Annotated in this window: 18 protein-coding genes; 5 read left to right on the forward strand and 13 right to left on the reverse strand. The window is 64.1% G+C overall.

Going from position 1 to position 17,535, the window contains the following annotated elements:
- The 5 genes from ruvB to VR74_RS09820 all read right to left on the reverse strand — a co-directional run.
- Window positions 1-595: Holliday junction branch migration DNA helicase RuvB (ruvB, locus tag VR74_RS09800; RefSeq protein WP_045696313.1), on the reverse strand; the 595-nt coding region annotated here is incomplete at its 3' end.
- Window positions 592-1,215, reverse strand: a complete 624-nt coding sequence (ruvA, locus tag VR74_RS09805) for a Holliday junction branch migration protein RuvA (protein WP_299950072.1) — start codon at window positions 1,213-1,215, stop codon at window positions 592-594. The genes ruvB and ruvA, both read right to left, overlap by 4 nt.
- Window positions 1,212-1,715: a crossover junction endodeoxyribonuclease RuvC gene (gene ruvC, locus VR74_RS09810; protein ID WP_045696314.1), complete on the reverse strand. Its 504-nt coding sequence runs from the start codon at window positions 1,713-1,715 to the stop codon at window positions 1,212-1,214. The genes ruvA and ruvC overlap by 4 nt, the downstream gene beginning before the upstream one ends.
- A 124-nt stretch (window positions 1,716-1,839) precedes the next feature.
- Window positions 1,840-2,427 carry a fasciclin domain-containing protein gene (locus VR74_RS09815; protein WP_045696316.1) on the reverse strand — a complete coding sequence of 196 codons (588 nt, stop codon included), beginning with the start codon at window positions 2,425-2,427 and terminating at the stop codon, window positions 1,840-1,842.
- Between the two features lie 115 nt (window positions 2,428-2,542).
- The gene (locus VR74_RS09820) at window positions 2,543-3,640 is read right to left on the reverse strand and encodes an aromatic ring-hydroxylating dioxygenase subunit alpha (RefSeq protein ID WP_045696318.1); all 1,098 of its coding nucleotides are present in this window, start codon (window positions 3,638-3,640) and stop codon (window positions 2,543-2,545) included.
- 152 nt (window positions 3,641-3,792) lie between these two features.
- Here VR74_RS09820 and VR74_RS09825 point away from each other — a divergent pair, with 152 nt between their 5' ends.
- Window positions 3,793-5,382, forward strand: a complete 1,590-nt coding sequence (locus VR74_RS09825; protein ID WP_045696319.1) for an AbgT family transporter — start codon at window positions 3,793-3,795, stop codon at window positions 5,380-5,382.
- Window positions 5,383-5,387: 5 nt separating this feature from the next.
- Here the strand turns inward: VR74_RS09825 and VR74_RS09830 are convergent, their stop codons facing one another.
- From VR74_RS09830 to VR74_RS09840, 3 genes are read right to left on the reverse strand one after another with little or no spacing between them, the layout of a single operon-like run.
- Window positions 5,388-5,837 (reverse strand): protease inhibitor I42 family protein, encoded by a 450-nt coding sequence (locus tag VR74_RS09830; RefSeq protein ID WP_045696321.1) that lies wholly within the window; start codon window positions 5,835-5,837, stop codon window positions 5,388-5,390.
- 30 nt (window positions 5,838-5,867) lie between these two features.
- Window positions 5,868-6,638 carry a hypothetical protein gene (locus tag VR74_RS09835; protein WP_045696323.1) on the reverse strand — a complete coding sequence of 257 codons (771 nt, stop codon included), beginning with the start codon at window positions 6,636-6,638 and terminating at the stop codon, window positions 5,868-5,870.
- Window positions 6,639-7,523 (reverse strand): hypothetical protein, encoded by an 885-nt coding sequence (locus VR74_RS09840; protein WP_299950073.1) that lies wholly within the window; start codon window positions 7,521-7,523, stop codon window positions 6,639-6,641.
- Between the two features lie 180 nt (window positions 7,524-7,703).
- Between VR74_RS09840 and lepA the strand changes: the two genes are divergently transcribed.
- Window positions 7,704-9,509 carry a translation elongation factor 4 gene (lepA, locus tag VR74_RS09845; RefSeq protein WP_045696393.1) on the forward strand — a complete coding sequence of 602 codons (1,806 nt, stop codon included), beginning with the start codon at window positions 7,704-7,706 and terminating at the stop codon, window positions 9,507-9,509.
- 117 nt (window positions 9,510-9,626) lie between these two features.
- Here the strand turns inward: lepA and VR74_RS20825 are convergent, their stop codons facing one another.
- Window positions 9,627-10,622: a sigma-70 family RNA polymerase sigma factor gene (locus VR74_RS20825; protein ID WP_366462411.1), complete on the reverse strand. Its 996-nt coding sequence runs from the start codon at window positions 10,620-10,622 to the stop codon at window positions 9,627-9,629.
- A 206-nt stretch (window positions 10,623-10,828) separates the two neighbouring features.
- Between VR74_RS20825 and tsaD the strand changes: the two genes are divergently transcribed.
- Complete coding sequence (gene tsaD / locus VR74_RS09855) at window positions 10,829-11,926, forward strand: tRNA (adenosine(37)-N6)-threonylcarbamoyltransferase complex transferase subunit TsaD (protein WP_045696327.1); 1,098 nt, start codon at window positions 10,829-10,831, stop codon at window positions 11,924-11,926.
- A 241-nt stretch (window positions 11,927-12,167) separates the two neighbouring features.
- Here the strand turns inward: tsaD and VR74_RS09860 are convergent, their stop codons facing one another.
- On the reverse strand, window positions 12,168-12,773 hold the full coding sequence (locus VR74_RS09860; RefSeq protein WP_045696328.1) for a TetR/AcrR family transcriptional regulator: 606 nt from the start codon (window positions 12,771-12,773) through the stop codon (window positions 12,168-12,170).
- 137 nt (window positions 12,774-12,910) lie between these two features.
- On the opposite strand from VR74_RS09860, the gene VR74_RS09865 reads away from it, so the two are divergent.
- Together VR74_RS09865 and VR74_RS09870 are read left to right on the forward strand one after the other, a co-directional pair.
- Window positions 12,911-13,210 (forward strand): YciI family protein, encoded by a 300-nt coding sequence (locus VR74_RS09865; protein WP_045696330.1) that lies wholly within the window; start codon window positions 12,911-12,913, stop codon window positions 13,208-13,210.
- Window positions 13,207-13,887, forward strand: coding sequence for a glutathione S-transferase family protein (locus tag VR74_RS09870; RefSeq protein WP_045696332.1), 681 nt, complete (start codon window positions 13,207-13,209; stop codon window positions 13,885-13,887). Before VR74_RS09865 ends, VR74_RS09870 begins: the two co-directional genes overlap by 4 nt.
- Here VR74_RS09870 and VR74_RS09875 read toward each other — a convergent pair.
- Genes VR74_RS09875 through VR74_RS09885 form a run of 3 tightly spaced genes read right to left on the reverse strand, consistent with a single transcriptional unit; the run spans window position 13,871 to window position 17,498 of the window.
- Window positions 13,871-14,695, reverse strand: a complete 825-nt coding sequence (locus VR74_RS09875; protein ID WP_045696334.1) for a hypothetical protein — start codon at window positions 14,693-14,695, stop codon at window positions 13,871-13,873. The genes VR74_RS09870 and VR74_RS09875 overlap by 17 nt on opposite strands.
- Window positions 14,696-14,742: 47 nt before the next feature.
- Window positions 14,743-15,282, reverse strand: a complete 540-nt coding sequence (locus VR74_RS09880) for a hypothetical protein (RefSeq protein WP_045696336.1) — start codon at window positions 15,280-15,282, stop codon at window positions 14,743-14,745.
- 59 nt (window positions 15,283-15,341) lie between these two features.
- Entirely contained in the window at window positions 15,342-17,498 is a 2,157-nt protein-coding gene (locus VR74_RS09885) for a PQQ-dependent dehydrogenase, methanol/ethanol family (protein ID WP_299950077.1), read from the reverse strand.
- Between the last annotated feature and the right edge of the window lie 37 nt (window positions 17,499-17,535).

Consider the following 17,535-nt stretch of genomic DNA (forward strand, 5'->3'; position numbering starts at 1 on the left):
GCTTGCGCGCCGCCGCCATGACAATGCGCGCCAGTTCTTCCGGCTCATAGAATTCCAGCCTGAGCGGAATGCCGAACCGGTCGCGCAGCGGCGTCGCCAAGAGGCCCGCCCGCGTCGTCGCGCCGACCAGCGTGAAGGGCGACAGGTCCAGCCGGACAGAGCGCGCCGAGGGCCCCTCCCCGATCACGATATCGAGGGCGTAATCCTCCATCGCCGGGTAGAGGATCTCCTCCACAATGGCCGGCAGGCGGTGGATCTCGTCAATGAACAAAACATCGTTCGGCTCAAGATTGGTCAGGATCGCGGCGAGGTCGCCCGCCTTGGCGATCACCGGCCCGGATGTGGCCCGGAAGCCGACGCCCATTTCCCGCGCCAGTATCTGCGCCAGCGTTGTCTTGCCCAGCCCCGGTGGCCCGAACAGCAGCACATGGTCCAGCGCCTCGCTGCGCCCGCGCGCCGCCTCGACATAGACTTTCAGGTTCGACTTCGCCTTGCGCTGGCCGACATAGTCATCAAACGTCTGCGGCCGCAGCGCCCGGTCCAGCGCATCGCCGCCCTGCGCATTAGGATCGGACAATTCCCCTTCGCGGCTCATCGCGCCAACTCCTTCAGCGCCGCCTTGACCAGCGGGCCGACATCCGTGTCAGGCACTGTGGACGCCGCAGCCGCCACCGCCCTTGCCGCGTCACCCTGCGTATAGCCAAGGTTTACGAGTGCCGAGATCGCCTCCGAACGCGGGCCCGTCGTGGCGGCGGCAGGCGCACTTGCCATGCCCGCTGCGCTCGCCGCATCGAAGCGGCCGAACCGGCCCATCGGCGGCGCCTTGCCGGACAGATCCAGCACGATCCGCTCCGCCAGTTTCTTGCCGACACCCTTGGCCCGCTCCAGCACCCGCGCATCGCCAAGCGCAATCGCATCCATGATCTCGGCCGGCGTCAGCGCATCCAGTATCGCCATCGCCGCCTTGCCCGCCACGCCATGCACATCCTGCAGGCGCACGAACCAGGCCCGTTCCTCATCCGTGCCAAAGGCATAGAGCGTGATCGCCGCCTCGGTCACCTTGGTCTCGACATGCAGCACGGCCTGCTCGCCCGCATGCACGCGGCTAAGCAGCCGCGTGCCCGCCTGGCAAACATAGCCGACGCCGTTCACGTCGATCAGCACATGATCAAGGCCCATGGCCGCAATCGTCCCGGTGAGGCGCCCGATAATCATGCCGCGCCCCGTTTCATCTCCAGCGGCAGGTGGTGCGCCGCGCAGATGGCGCAGGCGAGCGCGTCGGCGGCGTCCGCCTTCATGTCCCCGGCGCGCGGCAAGAGGCGCTTCACCATGAACATGACCTGCGTCTTGTCCGCCGTGCCCGTGCCGACCACCGCCAGCTTGATCTTGCGCGGGGCAAATTCGGCGACCGACAGGCCGCCCAGCGCCAGGGCCGCCATGGCCGCGCCGCGCGCCTGGCCCAGTTTCAGCGCCGAACGCGGATTGGCGTTGACCAGTGTTTCCTCAATGCCCGCCGCATGCGGGCCATGCTCCCGGGTAATTTCGGCAACCGCCGTGAAGATGCCGGCGAGCCGCGCAGCCATCTCCATGTCAGGATCCACGGAGATCACGCCATGCGCCACATGCGTAAGGCGCGCGCCAGTCTGCTCCACAACGCCCCAGCCGGTATGGCGCAGGCCCGGGTCGATGCCGAGAATACGAATCGTCGCTGTCATGGCCCCTACCCTATCAGGGAGCGAGGTTAATGACAGCTTGCATTTTCCCCATTTGTTCCTTTGTGAATGCAAAAACGGCCGCGCCTCCGGGAAGGCGCGGCCACAAAGGGCGTGGCTGGAAAGCCTATTCCTCGAAGCGCGGCACCAGGACCTGGTCGATCACATGGATCATGCCATTGGCCGCTTCGATGTCGCCAATCTCCACGGTGGCGGTATTGACCATGATATTGGCGCCGGTGCCGTCAACCAGCATGTCCTTGTTGTTGAGCGACGCCTTGGCCTCGGACTTGCCGGCGAGTTCAGCCGTGCTGATCCTGCCCGGAAGCACATGATAGCTCAGCACCGTGACCAGCTTGTCCTTGCCCTCCGGCTTCAGCAGGTCTTCCAGCAGGACGGAATCCATCGCAGCGAAGGCCGCGTTCGTCGGCGCAAACAACGTGTAGGGGCCGGTGCCCGACAGCGTTTCGCTCATGTCCGCTGCGCCGATGGCCGAGACCAGCGTGGAGAAATCCGGGCTTGAGCCAAGCACATCGACCAGCGACGGCAGGGCGGCAGGTTCGGTCGGCGTGGCGGCCGTCTCGCTTGGGACAGGCTCGGCCGTTTCGGGCACCACCACCATGGGTGCCTCAGGGGTGGTTGCGGTCTGGTCGGAACAGGCGGCGAGCAGCAGGGCGCTGGCGGCAACCGGCAGCATCATCAGGGATTTCAACATGTATTCCTCTTGGCGGGACTGGCGGAAGGATCGCGGGGTTGCGGGAACCCGCTCCCGTCAGGGATGCAGGCGCTATGGTAACGCCTCCCGGACCGGAAGTGTTCCGGAACCCTGCTCAGCTCATCCACTTCAGGACGCGCGGCTCGATTGGATTTGCGAACGCCCGCCCTTCGGTGCGCGCCTCGGTCCATTCGCGCTTCAGGCGCTGGTACCATTTGGCCTGCACGTCGATATCGTCGATCCACAGCATGGCCTTCTGGTGCGCCATGCCCTGATTTTGCAGGTCCACCATGTCGCCATCCTGGCGCAGGAACTTGCGGCCCGCCGGTTTCGCGATGGGCACCGCCAGGTTCAGAAGCGGCGCGCCGGTCCACCAGGTAAACTGCGTGATGCGCGTGCGCTTCGGCCCTTCCGGCGTAAGGCAGGTCAGCGTCAGCAGGCGGGCCGTCTCGTTCGACACGATCTCCCAGCGAAAGCCCGGCAGCTGGAACACGATCTCGGTTTCCACCTTGCCGCCGAACACCCAGCGGTAGAGCAATGAGTTCGACGAGGGCTGGTGGCGCTCGATCGCCCAGCCGCGTGTCGCCGGCACGAACTGCTTCTCTTTCAGCTTCAGCCCCACCGAGGGCGGGCGCCACCACCACTGGTTATGCACGAAGGGCACATGCGCCGGGTCCATCAGGCCGACGACGGCATCGTCCATGTGCGCGTTGAACACGTCATGGATGACGAAACCGGGCTTGTCCGGCAGCGGCCCGAAATCCGGCGGCGGCACGGCGGGCGCCGCCTCCACGCGCGCATTGTGCGCTATATAGACATAGACCGCGCCATTGGCCTCATGCACCGGATAGCGGCGCACCTTCACCTTTGACGCATCATAGCTGGAATCTGCCGTCAGACTCGGCATCAGCCTGCAGCCGCCATCCGTGCCGAAGCGCCAGCCATGATAGGGGCATTGCAGTGTCCACTCGCCATCGGTCTGCAGCTGCTTGCCCGCCGATAGCGGCACCAGCCGGTGCGGGCAGATATCGCGCAGGGCGAAGGCCTCGCCCGCCGGTGTGCGCCCCACCACGACCGGCTCTCCCAGCATCGTGACGCGCTGCTGCTTGCCCGGCTTCAGCTCGGACGATGGCGCGGCGAGATACCAGCAATCGGTGAGATAGCCTTCATCCGTGATGCCGGTGCGGGCGGGGCTGTGCTGTGTGTCGGGCATGGGCGGGAACCGTATGTGCAATCTGCCCCTCTGGTACTGCATTTGCCGGGGCGGAACCAGCCTGCAGCCGCGCCGGATGCCGCCCCTGCCATTGCCACAACGGCATTCGGCAATAAAGTCGGCTGATCCAATAGCAGCATCAGGGGGCTGGCATGGCCGAAGCGGGCACGAACAAGGGATTTCTGGGCTGGATCGAGAAGACGGGCAACCGCCTGCCGGACCCGGTTTTCCTGTTCTTCTACCTGATCCTCGGCCTGATGGCGGTTTCGCAGATATGCGCCTGGGCAGGCGTGGCGGCGCTGCACCCGACGCAGCTGACCGAACAGGGCACGGCGCTGGTGATCGAATCCGCCAGCCTGTTCTCGCCCGAGAATATCCAGCGCCTGTGGGTGGACATGCCGGCGACGTTCACGCACTTCCATCCGCTCGGCTATGTGCTGGTGGTGATGCTCGGCGCAGGCGTGGCCGAACGCTCCGGCCTGTTTTCCAGCGCGATCCGGGCGGCGGTACGCGGGGCGCCGAAATTCCTGCTGACACCGATGGTGGCGCTGGTGGCCATGCTGTCAAACCATGCCGCCGATGCAGGCTATGTGGTGATGATCCCGCTGGCGGGCATCCTGTTCGCTGCGGCCGGGCGCCATCCGCTGGCCGGGATCGCCGCCGCCTTTGCGGGCGTTTCGGGCGGATTTTCGGCGAACATCTCGCCGGGCCAGCTTGATGCGCTGCTGTTCGGCATTACCGAGGCGGCCTATGGCGCGAGCGGCATTGATGCCGGCTGGACCATGAACATTGCGGGCAACACGTATTTCATCATCGCGCTCCTGGTCATCTACCTGCCGGTGATCTGGTATGTGACCGACCGCATCATCGAACCGCGGCTTGGCACATGGACGCCTGCGCCGGGGGCTGCGGTGGCGGTGGGCGACGAGGACAAGCCGCTGACACCGGAGCAGAAGAAGGGCCTGCGCTATGCGGGGCTTGCGCTGCTCGGCGTGTGTGCGCTGTGGGCGTTCATGACGCTGGGGCCGGGCACGCCGCTGCTGGCCGACGGCCCGGGCACGGAGGGCGACCCCTGGTACCAGAAGGCCGGGCCCTTCTTCCGCTCGCTGGTGGCAGGATTCCTCGTCCTCTTCCTGGCCGCAGGCTGGGCCTATGGCGCGGCGGCGAACACGATCAACAACCACCGCGACCTCGTCGCCATGATGGCCGAGGCGATGAAGGACATGGGCTATTACCTCGTGCTGGCCTTCGCCGCGGCGCATTTCGTGGCCATGTTCGGCTGGTCGAACCTCGGCCTGATATCGGCCGTGCACGGCGCCGATGCGATCCAGAACAGCGGACTGCCGCTGCCGGTCGTGCTGGGCCTGATCGTGCTCTTCTCGGCGGCGCTGAACCTGTTTGTCGGCTCGGCGAGTGCGAAATGGGCGCTGCTGGCGCCTGTTCTGGTGCCGATGCTGATGCTGCTGGGGATCAGCCCGGAAGGCGCCACGGCGGCCTATCGCGTGGGGGACGGGGCGACCAATATCATCACGCCGCTGATGGTGTATTTCCCGCTGATCCTGGTCTTCGCGCAGCGCTGGCAGAAGGATTTCGGCCTCGGCAGCCTGACGGCGATGATGATCCCCTATTCAATGTGGATGCTGATCACCGGCGTCGCCCTGATGATGGCCTGGATCTTCCTCGGCATCGACCTTGGCCCCGGCGCACCGGTGCATATCGACGTGCCGACGACTAGGGGCTGAGGGGCCTAGCCTGCAGGCTGCACGGTGACAGTGAGGGTCCAGACGGCATCCGGCCCGGTACTGTCCGCTGCTTCAAGCTCCCACGGCCTGCCCTCGATGAGGCGAAGCGTACCGGTGCCCGGCCCGGTGGCTTTCAGGTCGAAGGCCATGAAATGGTTGCCGCCGGTCACGCCTTGCTGGTTCTGGAAGTCCGGATCCGTCGGGCGGGTGGCTTCTCCGGCCAGTTCCAGGAAATCCGGCAACTGGTCGATCTGCCAGACATAACCGGCCGTCGGGATGCTTTCCAGTTCGACACGGATCACCTGCCCGGCCCGCATCACGGCCTCTCCGCCATTCTGTTCAGCGCCCGCATAAAGCATGCCTGCGGGCAGTGACGGTGCGGCGCCGTGGGGCGAGGGTACGCAGGCGGCCATCAGCGTTGCCGCGAGCGCGAGGGATACAAGGGGGCGCAGCATGCTGTAGTCTCCATCAGGTGTGTCATTATTTCAGTTCCGGATCGCGCCTTCGAATGTCACCGAAGCACCGCCAGCGCGGAAATACGCCGCCCAGAATTCGCGCAGGCGGGCATCGAGTTCCGGATCGAGCGGCGGGCGGCCCGGATTGTGAGAGCGCCCGAAGCCCACGATGCGCACGTCGGCGCCCTGCACGGCGGGCAGATACCGGTACTGCTCGGCCAGCGCCATGGCGGCATCAGGCGCCATCGACCGGAATTCGCTCCACGGCACCGCCTGGCTGTTTTCCAGCATGTCGGAGAAGATATAGACATGATTGAACGACTGGCCGCCGGGAGGGGCCTGCGTCCACTGCGCAATGGTCGACATGATCGCCGAATAGTCGCCCGAGGACGAGCCCTGCACGGCCGGCGCCAGCGTCTGCGCCAGGCTGGCCATGAACTGGCGTTCGTCGGCGAGGGCCTTCATGCTGCTGCAGCCGCCGACCATGGAATCGAGCGCGCCCTGCCCTTCCGGGCATCCGGGCTTGCAGGCATTAATCAGGCGGCTCGACTGGGTATAGTGTTCGCCAATCGTGGCGAGCACGATCCGGTCGCCGGGCCCGAGCCGGTCGACCACCGTGCCGATACTCTCTGTAATGACGGCCCGGTCGGTGTCGTCATAGGGCGTTGTCTGGTCGATCAGGAACAGCGATGAGGTCTGGCCGAATGCGCAATAGCCGGCCGTCTGTGCGCCCGGCTCGCTGCCCGATGAACCGGAACAGCCCGTCAGGACAAGCGCGGCGGCCAGCAGGACCCGCTTCATTCAGGCGCCAAGCCTGCGCATCTGGTTGGCAAAGCGGCGTTTTTCGAGCGCCTCTTCATCGGCGCGCTTGGCGCGCATCTGGGCCGCCTGCTTTTCAAGCTTGCGCTTCTGGCGGTCGACCTTTTCGAAATCGGGATGCTGGTCGTGACAGAAATAGGCGGCCGATACCCCAACGGCGACGACGGCCAGGTTGATCAGCATGAATATCCAGCCATCCAGTCCGAGCCCGGCCTTGAGTGCGACGATCGCGGCGCCGCCAAATTGCTGGCTCTCCAGCGCCTGTCCGAAGCCCATGTCGGGCTGGGTGATGAAGGCGAGATAGCCCTGCCTCAGAATGGATACGCCATAGGCCAGCCCGATGACCAGCGCCACGACGAGCGCGATCTGCGCCGCCTCGCCCCACCAGTTCTTGCGCTTCGCATTATAGCCGAACCGGCACATCAGCATGCCCATCCGGTGGGCCAGCGTGACCAGAAGGCCGCCGACGAGGAACGAGACGAGCAGGGCCACCGCCGGGCTTTCCTGGAAGAACAATTCGAAACTGAACCGGTTGATCGGCACTTCCGCAACGGCCAGCGCGAACATGAAGGGCCAGTAGAACCATGCGGACGAATAGCGCGGCTGGCGCTGTTCGGAGGCCTGGATGTCGTCCCAGATCTCATTCGTGTGCTCAAGCTGGGCTCGCAAACTGTCCTGCCGCGGGCTCCAGCGGGTTTCAACCGCTTCCATGCGGCGCGCGAACTGGCGCTCGAGAACCTGCGCCGGTTCGCCCGGCAATGCCGGCATCTTCTCGTTATCGTCGTGAATCTGGGTAGGCCTCAGCTCCGGCTGGCCGGACAGGACTTGTAGGTTGGACGATGACCGGCCCGTCGTATCAGTGCTCATTGGACATAAATCCCACGATTCGCCCCCATTAACACCTTCGCCCGTCATCTGTTTGCGTGAACCATGTGGCAGCTTCAAGGCGAAATGCCAGTAACGGCTGCGATGCGTGTGGCGGCGGCTGTTCCGGCATGCCGCCCAAGCCCACTTCCCGTGCGTGCCAAGCGCCGCTATATGCGCCCCATGACCCCACGCGACAAAATCCGTAATTTCTCGATCATTGCCCATATCGACCATGGCAAGTCGACGCTTGCCGACCGCCTGATCCAGGCCTGCGGCGGCCTGACCGACCGTGAAATGAGCGCCCAGGTGCTCGACACGATGGATATCGAGAAAGAACGCGGCATCACCATCAAGGCACAGACGGTGCGCCTGTCCTATACGGCGCAGGATGGCGAGACCTATGAGCTGAACCTCATGGACACGCCCGGCCATGTCGACTTTGCCTATGAAGTCAGCCGCTGCCTCGCCGCCTGTGAAGGCTCGCTGCTGATCGTCGATGCCTCACAGGGTGTCGAGGCCCAGACACTGGCCAACGTCTACCAGGCCATCGACCAGAACCACGAGATTGTCCCCGTCCTCAACAAGGTCGACCTGCCCGCTGCTGACGTCCAGCGCGTCAAGGACCAGATCGAGGATGTCATCGGCCTCGATGCCTCCGATGCGGTGGAAACCTCGGCCAAGACCGGTTTCGGCATTCCCGACGTGCTCGAAGCCATCGTCAAGCGCCTGCCGCCCCCGCGCGACGGCGACGCCTCCAAACCCCTCAAGGCCGCCCTCGTCGACGCCTATTACGACCCCTATCTCGGCGTGGTCGTCATCGTGCGCATCCATGACGGCGTCCTCAGGCCGAAGCAATCGATCCGCATGATGCGCACCGGCGGCGTCTACGAGATCGACAAGATCGGCACATTCAATCCAAAACTCACCGAAACCGATGCCCTAGGCCCCGGCGAAGTCGGCTATTTTGTCGCCTCGATCAAGGAAGTCGGCGAAACCGCTGTCGGCGACACGATCACCGAGGACAAGCGCCCCTGCGACAAGGCCCTGCCGGGCTACAAGGAAGTCCAGCCGGTCGTCTTCTGCGGCCTGTTCCCGATGGATGCCGGTGACTTTGACGACCTGCGCGCCGCCATGGGCAAGCTGCGCCTCAACGATGCCAGTTTCACCTGGGAGATGGAAACCTCCGCCGCGCTCGGCATGGGCTTCCGCTGCGGTTTCCTCGGCCTCCTCCACCTCGAAATCATCCAGGAACGCCTCAGCCGCGAGTTCGACCTCGACCTGATCGCCACTGCGCCGAGCGTGGTCTACGAGATCACGATGACCGACGGCACCGAGATCGAGCTGCACAATCCGGCCGACATGCCGGATGTCGTCAAGGTCGCCGAGATCCGCGAACCCTGGATCAATGCCACGATCTATACGCCCGACGAATATCTCGGCGCCATCCTGAAACTCTGCCAGGACCGCCGCGGCGTGCAGAAAGAGCTTTCCTATGTCGGGGGCAGGGCCATGGTGAAATACGAGCTGCCGCTCAACGAGGTCGTGTTCGACTTCTACGACCGCCTCAAATCCATCAGCCGTGGCTATGCCAGCTTCGACTATGAGATCGTCGGCCACCGCGCCGAGAACCTTGTGAAGCTGCAGATCCTCGTCAACGAGGAACCCGTCGACGCGCTCGCGATGCTGGTCCACCGCGACCGGGCCGAAAGCCGCGGCCGCCAGATGTGCGAACGCCTGAAAGACCTGATCCCGCGCCAGATGTTCAAGATCCCGATCCAGGCGGCCATTGGCGGCCGGGTCGTCGCCCGCGAAACCATCTCGGCCATGCGCAAGGACGTCACCGCCAAGTGCTATGGCGGCGACGCCACCCGCAAGAAAAAGCTTCTGGAAAAACAGAAGAAGGGCAAACAGCGCATGCGCCAGTTCGGCAAGGTCGAAATCCCGCAGGAAGCGTTCGTGGCGGCGCTCAGGATGGATAACGACTAGGCAGCCCCCAAGCGCTCACTCTGAGCGAAGTCGAAGGGCGGGTGCGGGCGAGACATCATCGGCGCACGGACCCATCCTTCGACGTCGCTCAGGATGAGGCCCTCCCCACGCAAGCGCCTATTGCTCCAGTTCTGCAATCTGCGCGTCGATCTGCTTCAGGGCGCGGGCATTGAGCCAGGCGATGGCCGTGAACAGGCCTGCCACCAGGGCAGCGCTGAAGGCAAAACTGGTCAGGCGGGCCATCAGGGGCAATCCGATGTCTGCCACCAGCGACGTGCCGCCAACAAAGACCAGTATGCCCGGCACAAAGGGCGCAAGATACCAGCGCCAGACCGTGGCCAGCGCGTCGCGTTGGCGCTGCAACGCCCTGCGGTGGAAATCGGCGAGGCTCACGGCCTGGTCAATCACTGCCCGGGCGGACGCGCTCGCCAGCACATGTAGTTTCCACATGACATAGACCGTGCCGGCAATTATCAGCCCCGCGCCCAGCCGCACGACCGGTTCCGGTACTTGCCAGGCCACCCAGCCCAGAACGCCGATGACGAACAGGCCCGCCGCATAATCGGTCAGGTTCCGTGAGCGGATGCCGGACTGGAACCGGGTTGCACGCGCATGTATTTCAGCCATGGACATGGCAAATGTCTCCTCTTGTTGCTGGCTCCACAGGGATTGCAGGGGATCGCGGTCAGGCATGGGTTTGCTCCTGAAAATCCTTCGATAATTGATGTTTGAGGCGGGAATGCGGGTCGCCACCGCGCCGGGCGACAGGCCGGCGATCTCCGCAATGTCACTGGCCGGCAGGTCTTCCAGGTAAAGCGTCATGATCTGGCGGTCAGCGGCTTTTAGCCCCCGGATCCAGCCATTCAGGCGGTCCAGGGCGTCGCTGCGCTCGACGATGTGAGACAGGCTTTCGGCATACGGCAGGTCGCCGGCATCGTCCAGCGTGACGGCGCCCGTGTTGCTCCGCCGCTCGCGGTCCACATGGCTCGCCGCTGTATTGTGCGCCACCCTGTAGACCCAGGTGCTGAGGCTGCAGCGGCCGTCAAACCGGGACAGGCTGCGCCAGGGGGCGACATGCATGTCCTGCAACAGGTCGGCTCTGGCGTTCGGCATTCGCTTCCGTGGCGCGCGCCAGACGCTGCAGCGCCGGGCCGAAGGCCTCGGCCGCTTCGCGGTAGTGCGCATCCTGATCCCGTGTCTGTGTCATAGGCGCTTAGTCTGGCGGCCCGCAGATTTCTTACAAACTTTTTTTCGCGCCCCGGAATGCGCACCGACATCGGTGCTTCTACGACGGGCCGGACAGGGCTATATGCCCTCCGATGACCCGCCCGCTCACCATCCTCGGCATTGAATCCTCCTGCGACGAAACCGCCGCCGCCGTGCTGCGTCTTGAAAACGGCCGCGCGACGCTGCTGTCGGACGTGATCCATACGCAGCTGGAAGAACATGCGCCCTATCAGGGCGTCGTGCCGGAGATTGCCGCGCGGGCCCATGCCGAGATTGCCGACAGGACGGTCGCCGCCGCCATGCGCGAGGCGGGCATTGGCTATGACGCGCTCGACGGCGTGGCCGCCACATCCGGCCCCGGCCTGATCGGCGGCGTGCTGGTCGGCATGATGACCGGCAAGGCCATTGCGCAGGCCGCGGGCAAGCCCTTCATCGCCGTGAACCACCTTGAAGGCCATGCGCTCAGCCCCCGGCTCGGCGGCGACTGCCCCTTTCCCTATCTCCTGCTGCTGGTCTCCGGCGGCCATTGCCAGTTCCTCGAGGTGCGCGGCCTTGGCCGGTACAAACGCCTCGGCTCGACCATTGACGACGCTGTCGGCGAAGCTTTCGACAAGACGGCCAAGCTGCTCGGCCTCGGCTTTCCGGGCGGCCCGGCGGTGGAACGGCTTGCAGGGAATGGTGATCCGAATGTTTTCAATTTCCCCCGCCCGCTGATGAACCGGCCCGGCCTCGACATGAGTTTTGCAGGCCTCAAAACAGCCGTCGCCCGCGCCGCCGCCGAAGCGCCGCTGACGGATCAGCGCCTCGCTGATCTCTGCGCCGGTTTTCAGGCAGCCGTCTGCGATGTGCTGGGCGGCAAGGCGCGCCGCGCACTTGAGGGCTTTGATCCGGGTGAGGGGGAAAGCATCCGTTTCGTGGTGGCAGGCGGCGTGGCGTCAAACCAGGCCATTCGCAAGGCGCTCGAAACGGAAGCGATAGCGTGCGGGGGGAAGCTCATCGCGCCGCCCTTGCGACACTGCACCGACAATGCGGCGATGATTGCCCTTGTCGGGGCCGAGCGTATGGCTGCGGGCCTTGTCAACGGGGCGGGAGACCTTGGCGCCGGTGCGAGACCCCGGTGGCCGCTGGATGAAGCGTCGGCGACGCGGGATCCAGCCTATGCCACGGGGCTCAAGGGCGCCAAGGCCTGATCAGGCGCCACTAGACTGCAAATTCAGCAAGGGCGAGCGTGGCTGCGAAGATGGCAACGGCGAAGGGGATGGCTGCCATCAGGGCATACAGTGATTGGCGGGCTTCAGTTTTCGAGAGGGTCATTTGAGGGCTCTGTATCGGGTCTAGTGGAAGGCACCATAGTCTTCCATGACCTCAATATAGCGGGCTCTAAAAAATAATCAATGAACAATTTCGATTTTATTCAGCGTTTAGTTTTTGTTAACTGTCCGGCGTGCGGGCCCCGCAGGAAAGCGACGCCAGGAGAAGGTTGAGAACGCCATCCAGCTCCCGCTGCAATTTCGGGAGGGACAGGGCCGAGAACAGTTGCGGAAAGCGGAATTTCATCAAGGCCGACTGCATGAATTCGGCCGTTTCCTCGGGCCGGTCGAGCGGGCGGAATTCGCCGGACTGCACGCCGTCATTCAGGATCTGCACCATGTAGACGCGTTCCTGCGCCATCTGCTCATTGAAATAGAGCGGGCGTTCCTGCTTGAGGACATTGGCCACTTCCAGGATTTTCGCATCCTCTTCAATGGCGCTGTAGGTCCGCTCGAGACTCATCTCGAAAAACTCGCGGAGCCTTGAAGACGCTGATGTTTTCTTGCGCGCAATGGCGGCATAGTCCTCGAAAACCTTGGCGTTGAACTTGCGCGCCATGGCTTCGGCAATGTCGATCTTCGAGGCAAAGAAGCGATAGATATTGCCGGCAGACATGCTGCAGTCACGGGCAATCTCGGACATGGTCGTCTTGCCGTAACCATAGTGATGGATCCGCTCCATGGCGGCGTTCAGGATCTGTTCGCGGGTGTCTGTTATATCGTTCATTCCAAAATCATACTCCCAATTCCTGAAGGATCAATGATTCATTCAGTGAATATCTGCCGGAATGGTCTCGGCCTAGGCGGTTCGCAAGCAATATGCCATAGCGATTCCCACACTCAACCAAGTCGCGAGGATCGCCCATGCCATTGTTCTGCTTTCACTGCCTGGACAAGACGGATGGCGGCGCCGTGCTGCGCGCCAAGGCCCGCCCGGCCCATCTTGAATGGGCGGTCAGCCTGGGTGACACCATCCGCATGGCCGGTCCGCTTCTGGCCGAGGATGGCGAAACCATGATCGGGTCGGTCTTCCTCGTCACCGCAGACAGCCTTGCCGCCGCACGAGCCCTCTCCGCGCAGGACCCCTACACGCAGGCAGGTGTGTTCGGTGAGGTGAAAATCCACGAAGTGCGCTGGTCGATCGGGGACGGCAAACCGGCATGAAACAGCTCGTCCTTGGAAACCTGAACTATTCCAGCTGGTCGATCCGCCCCCTGCTCGTCGCCCGCCATGTCGGCCTGCCGGTGGAAGAAATCATCGTGCCGCTCGACTTCCCGGACACGTCGGCAAGGCTCAAGGAGATCAGCCCTACCGCCAAAGTGCCGCTCCTGATCTGGGACGGCCTGACGGTCTGGGAAAGCCTCGCCATTACCGAATGGATCGCCGAATGGGCAAGGCCCGGCCAGGTCTGGCCGCTGGAGGCCGCCGCCCGCGCCGTGGCCCGCGCGGCCGTTTCGGAAATGCATGCCGGCTTTCAGGCGCTGCGCAGTCTCTGCCCGATGGACATCCGCGCACGCCACCCGCGGCCAGAGATGACACCCGCACTGGCAGCCGATGTCGCCAGGGTCGACGCCCTCTGGAGCGAACTGCGTGGCCGCTTTGGCCAGGACGGGCCGTTCCTGTTCGGCGAATGGAGCGCCGCCGACGCCTTCTACACCCCTGTCGTCACCCGCTTCCGCACCTATGACCTGCCCCTTGGCCCCGTGTCTCAGGCCTATGCCGACGCTGTGCTGCACGACCCGAAATTCCTTGTCCTTGAAGAACAGGCCAAGGCAGAGCCCTGGTGGATCAAGTATGGCCCGGAAGGCCGCTCCAGCGGATATCTCAAGCCGGAGGCGTGAGCAGGTAGTAACCGAGATCGCGCCGGAACAGGGCTCTCACCTGCTTGCGGTAAAGGTCCATGGCCGGGCCCGTGAACAGCTCATCCAGCGAGGTCTTGCGGTTCTGCAGCACGTTCGGCTCGGCGTCCGGATCGGTATGCTTGGCCATTTCTTCCTTGGTGCCCGCTGCCAGCGCCGCATCGATCGCATCCGGCGCCAGGTCAAGCGACCAGTGCTCGGCCACGGCTTTCAGCACGGCGCGGGCATCCTTCAGCGTGTCCTCGTAATGGACATTGAGGATCAGCTCCGGCGCATCCGCCTGGACATCGCCCCAGCGGTTCCAGAACCGCGCCAGCCAGTAGATGTCGCAGCGATACTGCTTCCCGGCCGGGTCGCCCTGCAGATAGGTCAGCCAGTCGACCTGGATGTCATATTCCCATTTGGCGTGATGGCTCGCCAGGATCGCCATGGGATGGCGCACGGCCAGCACATAAGGCGGCAGGCCGGCCAGGCGCCGGGCCCAGCCCCAGTCGACAAGGCGGTGAGGGATTGTATGGCTGAAGGCGAGGCGGGGGATCTGCGGGAAAACGGGTTTGTCCTTCGGCCAGCCGATATAGGGCCGCACCGCATTTTCGGAAAAGTATTTCGGGCGCTCGATACCGTGCGTGTCGGCAATCGCAACCGCCAGCATGTATTTCAGCCAGTGCGTGCCGGAATTCTTCGACGTCACAAGCATGCCGTCAAACGCGCCGTGGCGCAGCACGGAATAATTGTTCCAGTTGTCGTTGCGAATGCGCGCGCGGTAGGCAGCAGGAAGTGTCTCGGTCATCCGCCTGCCCTAATGGCTGCTTCCCGACTTCGCAACCGAAGGCCGGTTCATGTCTTCAGGCCGGCGCGGTCGCGAAAGATCTGCAGCAGGGACAGCTGGTCCCGCGTCGGTGTGCCTTCCGCCTCGGAAACGGCCACCAGCATGCTGTCCAGGTCAACCACTTCCTTCGGGCCAAGGTAGCGGTCGCCAACGATCTTCTGGCTGAGGCGGCGCATGGTTTCCTGCGGCAGGGGCGCCTTGTTCGTCACCCAGGCGGCATGCGCCACCAGTTCGTCCGCCTCGGCCCTGGTGAAGCGGAAATGCTCCATCATTTCCTCGATCATCGAGTGGCTTTGCCGGTCTGTCAGCGGACCGCCCCGTGCCCGCGCCACTTCCATCATCATGATGGCGGCCGCTTCGCGCGGATCGTCGATCAGGTCGAGACCATTGCGCCCCGACCTGTACTTGAAGGCCATGCGGCGCGGCAAGTTGGCCGCTGTCCGGGCGAGCTCGGCCGCTTCGCGCGCGCCTTCGCGCGCCATGCGCAAGCGCCACGACCAAATGCCGATAGCCACAAGGATGCCAAGAATGCCGATCAGGAACTGCATCAAAAAAGTGTAGCGCGCCCCAAGGGGACGCGCCACATCATTTGCAGGCCATGATGAGCCTATTCTTCGCCGCCGTCACCAGCTGTCATGGCGTGGCCCTGCGCAAGAACATAGGCGCGAATGGCCTCCGACTCTTCAGGGCTGACGAATTCGGCAAAGGACACCATGCCGTTGGCCGCCAGGTTGCCGTCGAGGACAACCCCTTTCCAGGCTTCGGCATTGCCCGTGATGGCTGACCAGCGCAGATCGGGCAGCACGCCGGAACTTGCCGCCAGTGCGCCATGGCACACCATGCAGTTGCGCGAGAAGGCAATGGCGCCCTGGGCGATCATCGCCTCGTCACCGAACGCTTCGGCTTTCACGGTCCTGTCAATCGGCGCGAACTCGGCGTCGGCAATCAGGCCGGTGCCGCCAACCTTGAACGTGACGACCTTGCCGACGGTCGAAGGCACCTTGTCGTCATAGGCATACCCGGCCGTCAGTGCGAATGCGCTGCCCCAGCCGGTCGTGATGGTGACATATTGCTCACCCTCAATCGAATAGGTGCCCGGCCCCGAAGCCGCACCGGACTTCACGTTCTGGCTCCACAGTTTTTCGCCGGTTTCCGCATTGTAGGCGACAAAGTCGCCGTTCAGCTTGCCCTGGAAGACGAGATTGCCGGCCGTTGTCAGGACGCCGCCATTCCATGCATTCTCATGCTCCACCGTCCAGCGAGGCTCCTGCTTGACCGGATCCCAGGCGATCAGCCGGCCCTTGAGGGTCGAGCGGAGGAATTTGGCCACGTCAGGCGGAGCAATGGGCGGGATGCCGGCCGAGAAGTCGGCGCCGGTATTCCAGCCCACTGCCTTGGAAACAAAGCGCGGGTCCTCGACATAGGCCTGCGGGATTTCCTGCGCCGGGATATAGGCGAGCTTTGTGTCCGGGCTGTAGGCCATCGGTTGCCAGTTATGCGCGCCGAGTGGCCCGGGCAGCTGCTGGTATGGCTCCTTGCCATAGCGTGCCGCGGCTACTTCGATCGGCCGGCCAGTCTCGTCGAGACCGGTCGCCCAGTTCATCGGCACAAAGGCATCGCCTGACAGGAATTCGCCGGTGGCCGCATCGAGGACATAGAAGAAGCCGTTCTTGGGCGCCTGCATGGCGACACGGCGCGGGGCACCATCTTCGCCGAGCGGCAGGTCCGCAAGTATGATCGACTGCGTGGCGGTATAGTCCCAGTTGTCGCCGGGCGTCGTCTGGAAGTGCCACTTGTACGCGCCTGTACTGGCATCAACCGCCACGATGGATGACAGGAACAGGTTATCGCCGCCGGACGGGTCGCGGAAGGTCCGGTTCCACGGCGAACCATTGCCGACACCGAAGATGATCTGGTCATTCACCGTATCATACACGATCGAATCCCAGACCGTGCCGCCGCCGCCATCTGTCACCCATGCGCCTTCATCACCCCAGGTGACGTTGCCGATGGCTTCAAAGGCGCTGTCGGACACTTCAAGGTCGGGCTGCTTCTTGGGATTGGGCACCGTGTAGAAACGCCAGAGCTTCTTGCCGGTCTGCGCATCATAGGCCGTCAGGTAGCCGCGCACGCCGAGTTCGGCGCCGCCATTGCCGATCAGGACCTTGCCATTCACAACGCGGGGCGCGCCCGTGATCGTATAGGGCTTGGCCTGGTCAACGGTGACCGTGCTCCACACGCGCGTGCCGGTTTTGGCGTCGAGCGCTTCGAGGCGGCCATCGATGACGCCGACATAGACCTTGCCATCCAGCACCGCGACGCCCCGGTTGACGACATCGCAACAGGCCTTCACGCCAACGGCGCGGTCCACGTCGGGATCGTAGGTCCACAAGGGATCGCCCGTTTTGGCATCCAGCGCGTAGACAACCGACCAGGCCGACGTGACATACATGACACCATCGACAACGATGGGCGTCGCCTCGACGCCGCGGTTCGTTGCAAGGTCATGGGTCCAGGCCACGCCGAGGCGGCCCACGTTTTCGGTATTGATGCCGGTCAGGGTCGAATAGCGCTGCTCGTCATAGGTGCCGCCATAAGTGAGCCATTCGGCCCCGCCGCTCGCCGTCCTGATGCGGTCGGTATCAACTGCCGCGAACGCGGTTTCGACCGGCTTGTCGGCCACCTCTGCCTTTTCTTTCGGGGCGCAGCCCGCGAGCAGGGCCAGTGCGCTGCCCGCCATGATGAATGATCGCCAATGAGTCATGGCCTGATGTCTCCCCTCGGTTTGTCTGGAACGGTCT

This window comes from Hyphomonas sp. BRH_c22 (genome assembly GCF_000961795.1).
Classification (GTDB): domain Bacteria; phylum Pseudomonadota; class Alphaproteobacteria; order Caulobacterales; family Hyphomonadaceae; genus Hyphomonas.